Genomic DNA, 4232 nt, shown 5'->3' with positions numbered 1-4232 from the left:
GGTACCGCCGTACTCGTCGACCACGATCGCCATGTGGTTGTGGGTATCGCGAAACTCCTTGAGCAGGCTGTTGAGCCGCTTGGACTCGGGAATGAACATCGCCGGGCGCAGCACCTCCTCGAGGGTGAAGGTGTCGCGGCTCTCCTGGGTGCGCGAGAGCAGCGGCAAAAGGTCCTTGACCAGCAGGATGCCCTTGACGTCATCGAGGTTCTCGCCGATCACCGGGTAGCGCGAGTGGCCGGTTTCCTGGATCAGGGGCAGGTAGCCGTCGCTGGTCTGATCGAGGGCGATGGCCGAGACCTGGGAGCGCGGAATGAGGATCTCGCGCACCTGCTGGTCGCTGATCTCGAGCGCGCCCTCGATGATCATGATGGCGTCCTGATCGAGCTTCAGCTTGCCGGCGGTGTGGCGCAGGAAGGTGAGCAGTTCATCGCGCGAGCTAGGCTCGTCGGAATCACCGGTGAGGGCGCCAAAGAGTTTCTCGAGCCAGGATTTCTGGTGGGACGTGCTCGATGGGTCTTCACTCATTGCGTCGGGTCTCTTGGTTGCGAACGGGTGGCGTCGAAGGCGAACGTCAGTCGGCGTACGGATCGGGGATGTCGAGGTTGGCGAGCAGGCGGCGCTCCAGCGCCTCCATGGCCTCGGCCTCGTCGTCGTCGATATGGTCGTACCCCAGCAGATGCAGAGTGCCGTGTACCACCATGTGGGCATAGTGGTTCATCAAGGGCTTGCGCTGCTCGATGGCCTCGGCCTCGACCACCGCGTGGCAGATGACCAGATCTCCCAGAAGCGGAAGCTCGATGCCCGGCGGCGCCTCGAACGGAAACGAGAGCACGTTGGTCGGCTTGTCCTTGCCGCGGTAGTCGCGGTTGAGCGCCTGGCTCTCGTCCTGCTCGACGAAGCGGATGGTCAGCTCCCGGCGAGGGTCGCCCGGATGCTCGGAAAACACACAGCCCACCCAGTGGGTGAGCTGTGAAAGCGAGGGAACCTCGGCGCTGACCGCAACCTGGCGGTCGATCACGATCTCGGTCATCGCCCGTCGTCCCAGCGCGGGGCGCTGTCGCGGGCGGCCAGGCGGGCCTCGCGTTCCTGCTTGCGCGCTTCGCGCTCGGCGCGCTCCTCGGCCTCCTGCTGCGACTCGAAGGCATCATAAGCTTCGATGATGCGCTGAACCAGCGGGTGGCGCACCACGTCCTTGGCGGCGAAGTGGGTCACACCGATCCCCGGGGTGTCCTTCAACACGTCGAGCACCTGGATGAGCCCCGAGCGCTGGCCCTTGGGCAGATCCACCTGGGTCACGTCGCCGGTGATCACCGCGGTGGAGCCGAAGCCGATCCGCGTCAGGAACATCTTCATCTGCTCCGGCGTGGTGTTCTGGCTCTCGTCGAGAATGATGTAGGCGTTGTTGAGCGTGCGCCCGCGCATGTAGGCCAGCGGCGCGATCTCGATCACCTGGCGCTCGATCAGCTTGGCCACCTGCTCGAAGCCGATCATTTCATACAGCGCGTCGTAGAGCGGGCGCAGGTACGGGTCGATCTTCTGGGCAAGATCGCCGGGCAGAAAGCCGAGCTTCTCGCCGGCTTCGACCGCCGGGCGCACCAGCAGGATGCGGCGCACTTCCTGGCTGTTGAGCGCTTCGACCGCGGCGGCAACGGCAAGGTAGGTCTTGCCGGTACCCGCCGGGCCGATGCCGAAGTTGATGTCGTGCTCGCGAATGCTGGTGACGTAGCGCTGCTGGTTCAAGCCGCGCGGCTTGATCATGGTGCGCGGGGTGCGCATGATCACGTCACCGCTCTCTTCACCGCCCTCTTCGTCGTCCAGCGCCTCGAGCCCGGACTCCTGCAAAAACAGATGCACCGTGTCCGGCGAAAGCTCGCTGGCCGCGGTTTCGCGGTAGAGGTGCTCCAGCACGTTGGCCGCGGCCTTGATGCGATTCGCCGCGCCCGCCAGCTGGAAGATGTTGCCACGGTTTCGAAGCGTGACGTCCAGCCGGTCCTCGATCAGTTTCAGGTGCTCATCGCGCTGACCGCAGAGGCTTGCCAGCCGCTGCGGATCGTTGGGTTCGAGACTGACGGTGATAATTCGATTGGCCTGGGGTGATGGCTGGCTCAAGAGTAGGCGATCCGTTTTCGATGGGTGTAGATCAGAGCTTAATGCCCAGGCTTCGCCTGGGCAATTACTTGGGGCAAATAGCCGTCAATAACGTTCGGGGGAGGCGAGTTCGCCGCGCAGCGAGTTGGGCAGGGCCTCGGTGATCTCGACATCGACGAAGTAGCCGATCAGCTCGGCCGGGTTGGCGGCGCGGAAGTTCACCACGCGGTTGTTCTCGGTGCGCCCGGAGAGCTGGCCCGGGTCCTTCGGCGAGAAGCCGGTGACCAGGATGCGCTGGGTGGAGCCCACCATGCGCCGGCTGATCTGGGCAGCCTGCTGCAGGATACGATCCTGCAGGATCGCCAGGCGCTGCTTCTTGACGCTCTCCGGGGTGTCATCGGGAAGCCCCGAGGCCGGGGTGCCCGGGCGCGCCGAGTAGACGAAGCTGAAGGAGTGATCGAAGCCGATGCGGTGGATCAGATCCATCGTGTCCTCGAAGTCCTGCTCGGTCTCGCCGGGGAAGCCGATGATGAAGTCCGAGGAGAAGCTGATGTCCGGACGGTTGGCGCGGATGCGCTCCATCTTGGCGATGTACTCCTCGCGGTCGTGGCCGCGCTTCATCGCCGCGAGGATGCGATCCGAGCCCGACTGCACCGGCAGGTGCAGGTGGCTCACCAGCTCCGGGATCTCGGCGTAGGCCTCGACCAGGCTCTCGGTGAACTCCACCGGGTGGGAGGTGGTGAAGCGTACCCGGTCGATGCCTTCCACCGCCGCCACGCAGGCGATCAGCTCGGCAAGATCGATCTCCTCGCCGAGCTGGTTGTCGCCGCGGTAGGCATTGACGTTCTGGCCCAGGAGGTTGATCTCGCGAACGCCCTGGTCGGCCAGGTGGATCACCTCGTCCATCACCGCTTCGAAAGGCCGCGAGACCTCCTCGCCACGGGTGTAGGGCACCACGCAGAAGGTGCAGTACTTCGAGCAGCCTTCCATGATCGACACGAACGCCGTCGCGCCGTCGGAGGAGGGCTTGGGCAGATGATCGAACTTCTCGATTTCCGGGAAGGTGACGTCCACCGCGGCGATCATGTTGGCGCCGGAGGCTGCGGCGGCGTTGCGCGCATCCATCATCGCCGGGATGCGGTGCAGGGTCTGCGGGCCGAACACCATGTCGACGTGGGGCGCGCGCTTTCTCAGCGCCTCGCCTTCCTGGCTCGCCACGCAGCCGCCGACCCCGATCACCAGGTCCGGATTGGCGTCCTTGAGTTTCTTCCAGCGCCCTAGCTGGTGAAACACCTTCTCCTGGGCCTTCTCGCGAATCGAGCAGGTGTTGAGCAGGATGACGTCGGCTTCCTTCTCGTCATCGGTGAGTTCCAGCTGGTGAGATTCGCCGAGTAGATCCGCCATGCGCGAGGAGTCGTACTCGTTCATTTGGCAGCCGTGCGTTTTGATGAAGAGCTTCTTCGCCATCGGTACCTGTCATCTATGGATCGTCGTGCGACGAAAATGAGTGGAGCGTCGATTTGGCCGCGGGTGCGTGCCTTGAGTGTCGCTAAAGAGTAGGCACATTATACGGATACAAGATTCCAGCGGCTAGCGCCGACAGCAATCGAGACTTGACCCGAGCGTTTCCATGAGTATACTACGCACCGTGTTTGAGCAGTTCCTCGATAGCTCAGTTGGTAGAGCAAATGACTGTTAATCATTGGGTCACAGGTTCGAGTCCTGTTCGAGGAGCCAAACGCTCCACTCAAGCACCGTAGTCAAGCAGTTCGATGTTCCTCGATAGCTCAGTTGGTAGAGCAAATGACTGTTAATCATTGGGTCACAGGTTCGAGTCCTGTTCGAGGAGCCACATCGACTACGCCCGGCAAGACCACTCGTCTTGAAGACGTTCCCCGATAGCTCAGTTGGTAGAGCAAATGACTGTTAATCATTGGGTCACAGGTTCGAGTCCTGTTCGGGGAGCCAAGCGTCTTTCGACGATCCTCATGAAGCATCTTCCCTAGTTTCGCGTTACCCGCTCTTTTTCGTTTCCCGGTTTTTCGATAGCCGATTCCAGCATTTCATGACAGGCCGTCTTTCGCGCCTGGTTTTCGCGTATCTGTTCGCAGCGAAGGATCTGCCCGCTCCATACGGGCGTT

3 protein-coding genes, 3 tRNA genes and 1 pseudogene are annotated in these 4232 nt (G+C 62.6%); 3 read left to right on the top strand and 4 right to left on the bottom strand.

The window, feature by feature from the left end:
* The 4 genes and pseudogenes from BIS11_RS11980 to miaB form a co-directional block, all read right to left on the bottom strand.
* Positions 1-528 (bottom strand): annotated as a pseudogene (locus BIS11_RS11980) (magnesium/cobalt efflux protein); the annotation flags it as partial.
* 46 nt (positions 529-574) lie between these two features.
* Positions 575-1033, bottom strand: coding sequence for an rRNA maturation RNase YbeY (ybeY, locus tag BIS11_RS11975; protein ID WP_253420836.1), 459 nt, complete (start codon positions 1031-1033; stop codon positions 575-577).
* Positions 1030-2112 (bottom strand): PhoH family protein, encoded by a 1083-nt coding sequence (locus tag BIS11_RS11970; RefSeq protein WP_253420833.1) that lies wholly within the window; start codon positions 2110-2112, stop codon positions 1030-1032. The genes ybeY and BIS11_RS11970 overlap by 4 nt, the downstream gene beginning before the upstream one ends.
* 84 nt (positions 2113-2196) lie before the next feature.
* Positions 2197-3558 (bottom strand): tRNA (N6-isopentenyl adenosine(37)-C2)-methylthiotransferase MiaB, encoded by a 1362-nt coding sequence (gene miaB / locus BIS11_RS11965; protein WP_253420829.1) that lies wholly within the window; start codon positions 3556-3558, stop codon positions 2197-2199.
* A 194-nt stretch (positions 3559-3752) separates the two neighbouring features.
* On the opposite strand from miaB, the gene BIS11_RS11960 reads away from it, so the two are divergent.
* The 3 genes from BIS11_RS11960 to BIS11_RS11950 all read left to right on the top strand — a co-directional run bounded on the left by BIS11_RS11960 (position 3753) and on the right by BIS11_RS11950 (position 4059).
* A tRNA-Asn gene (locus BIS11_RS11960) sits at positions 3753-3828 on the top strand.
* A gap of 39 nt (positions 3829-3867) precedes the next feature.
* Positions 3868-3943: transfer RNA gene (locus BIS11_RS11955), tRNA-Asn, on the top strand.
* 40 nt (positions 3944-3983) lie between these two features.
* Positions 3984-4059: transfer RNA gene (locus tag BIS11_RS11950), tRNA-Asn, on the top strand.
* Positions 4060-4232 lie beyond the last annotated feature (173 nt).

This window comes from Halomonas sp. 707D4 (genome assembly GCF_024158685.1).
Lineage (GTDB): Bacteria > Pseudomonadota > Gammaproteobacteria > Pseudomonadales > Halomonadaceae > Vreelandella.
Note: the sequence above shows the minus strand (reverse complement) of the source record. Positions and strands in the feature narration are given on the sequence as shown.

Coding starts and splice junctions, on each gene's coding strand:
- ybeY (WP_253420836.1), bottom strand. CDS start 1,033: ATGACCGAGATCGTGATCGACCGCCAGGTTGCGGTCAGCGCCGAGGTT.
- miaB (WP_253420829.1), bottom strand. CDS start 3,558: ATGGCGAAGAAGCTCTTCATCAAAACGCACGGCTGCCAAATGAACGAG.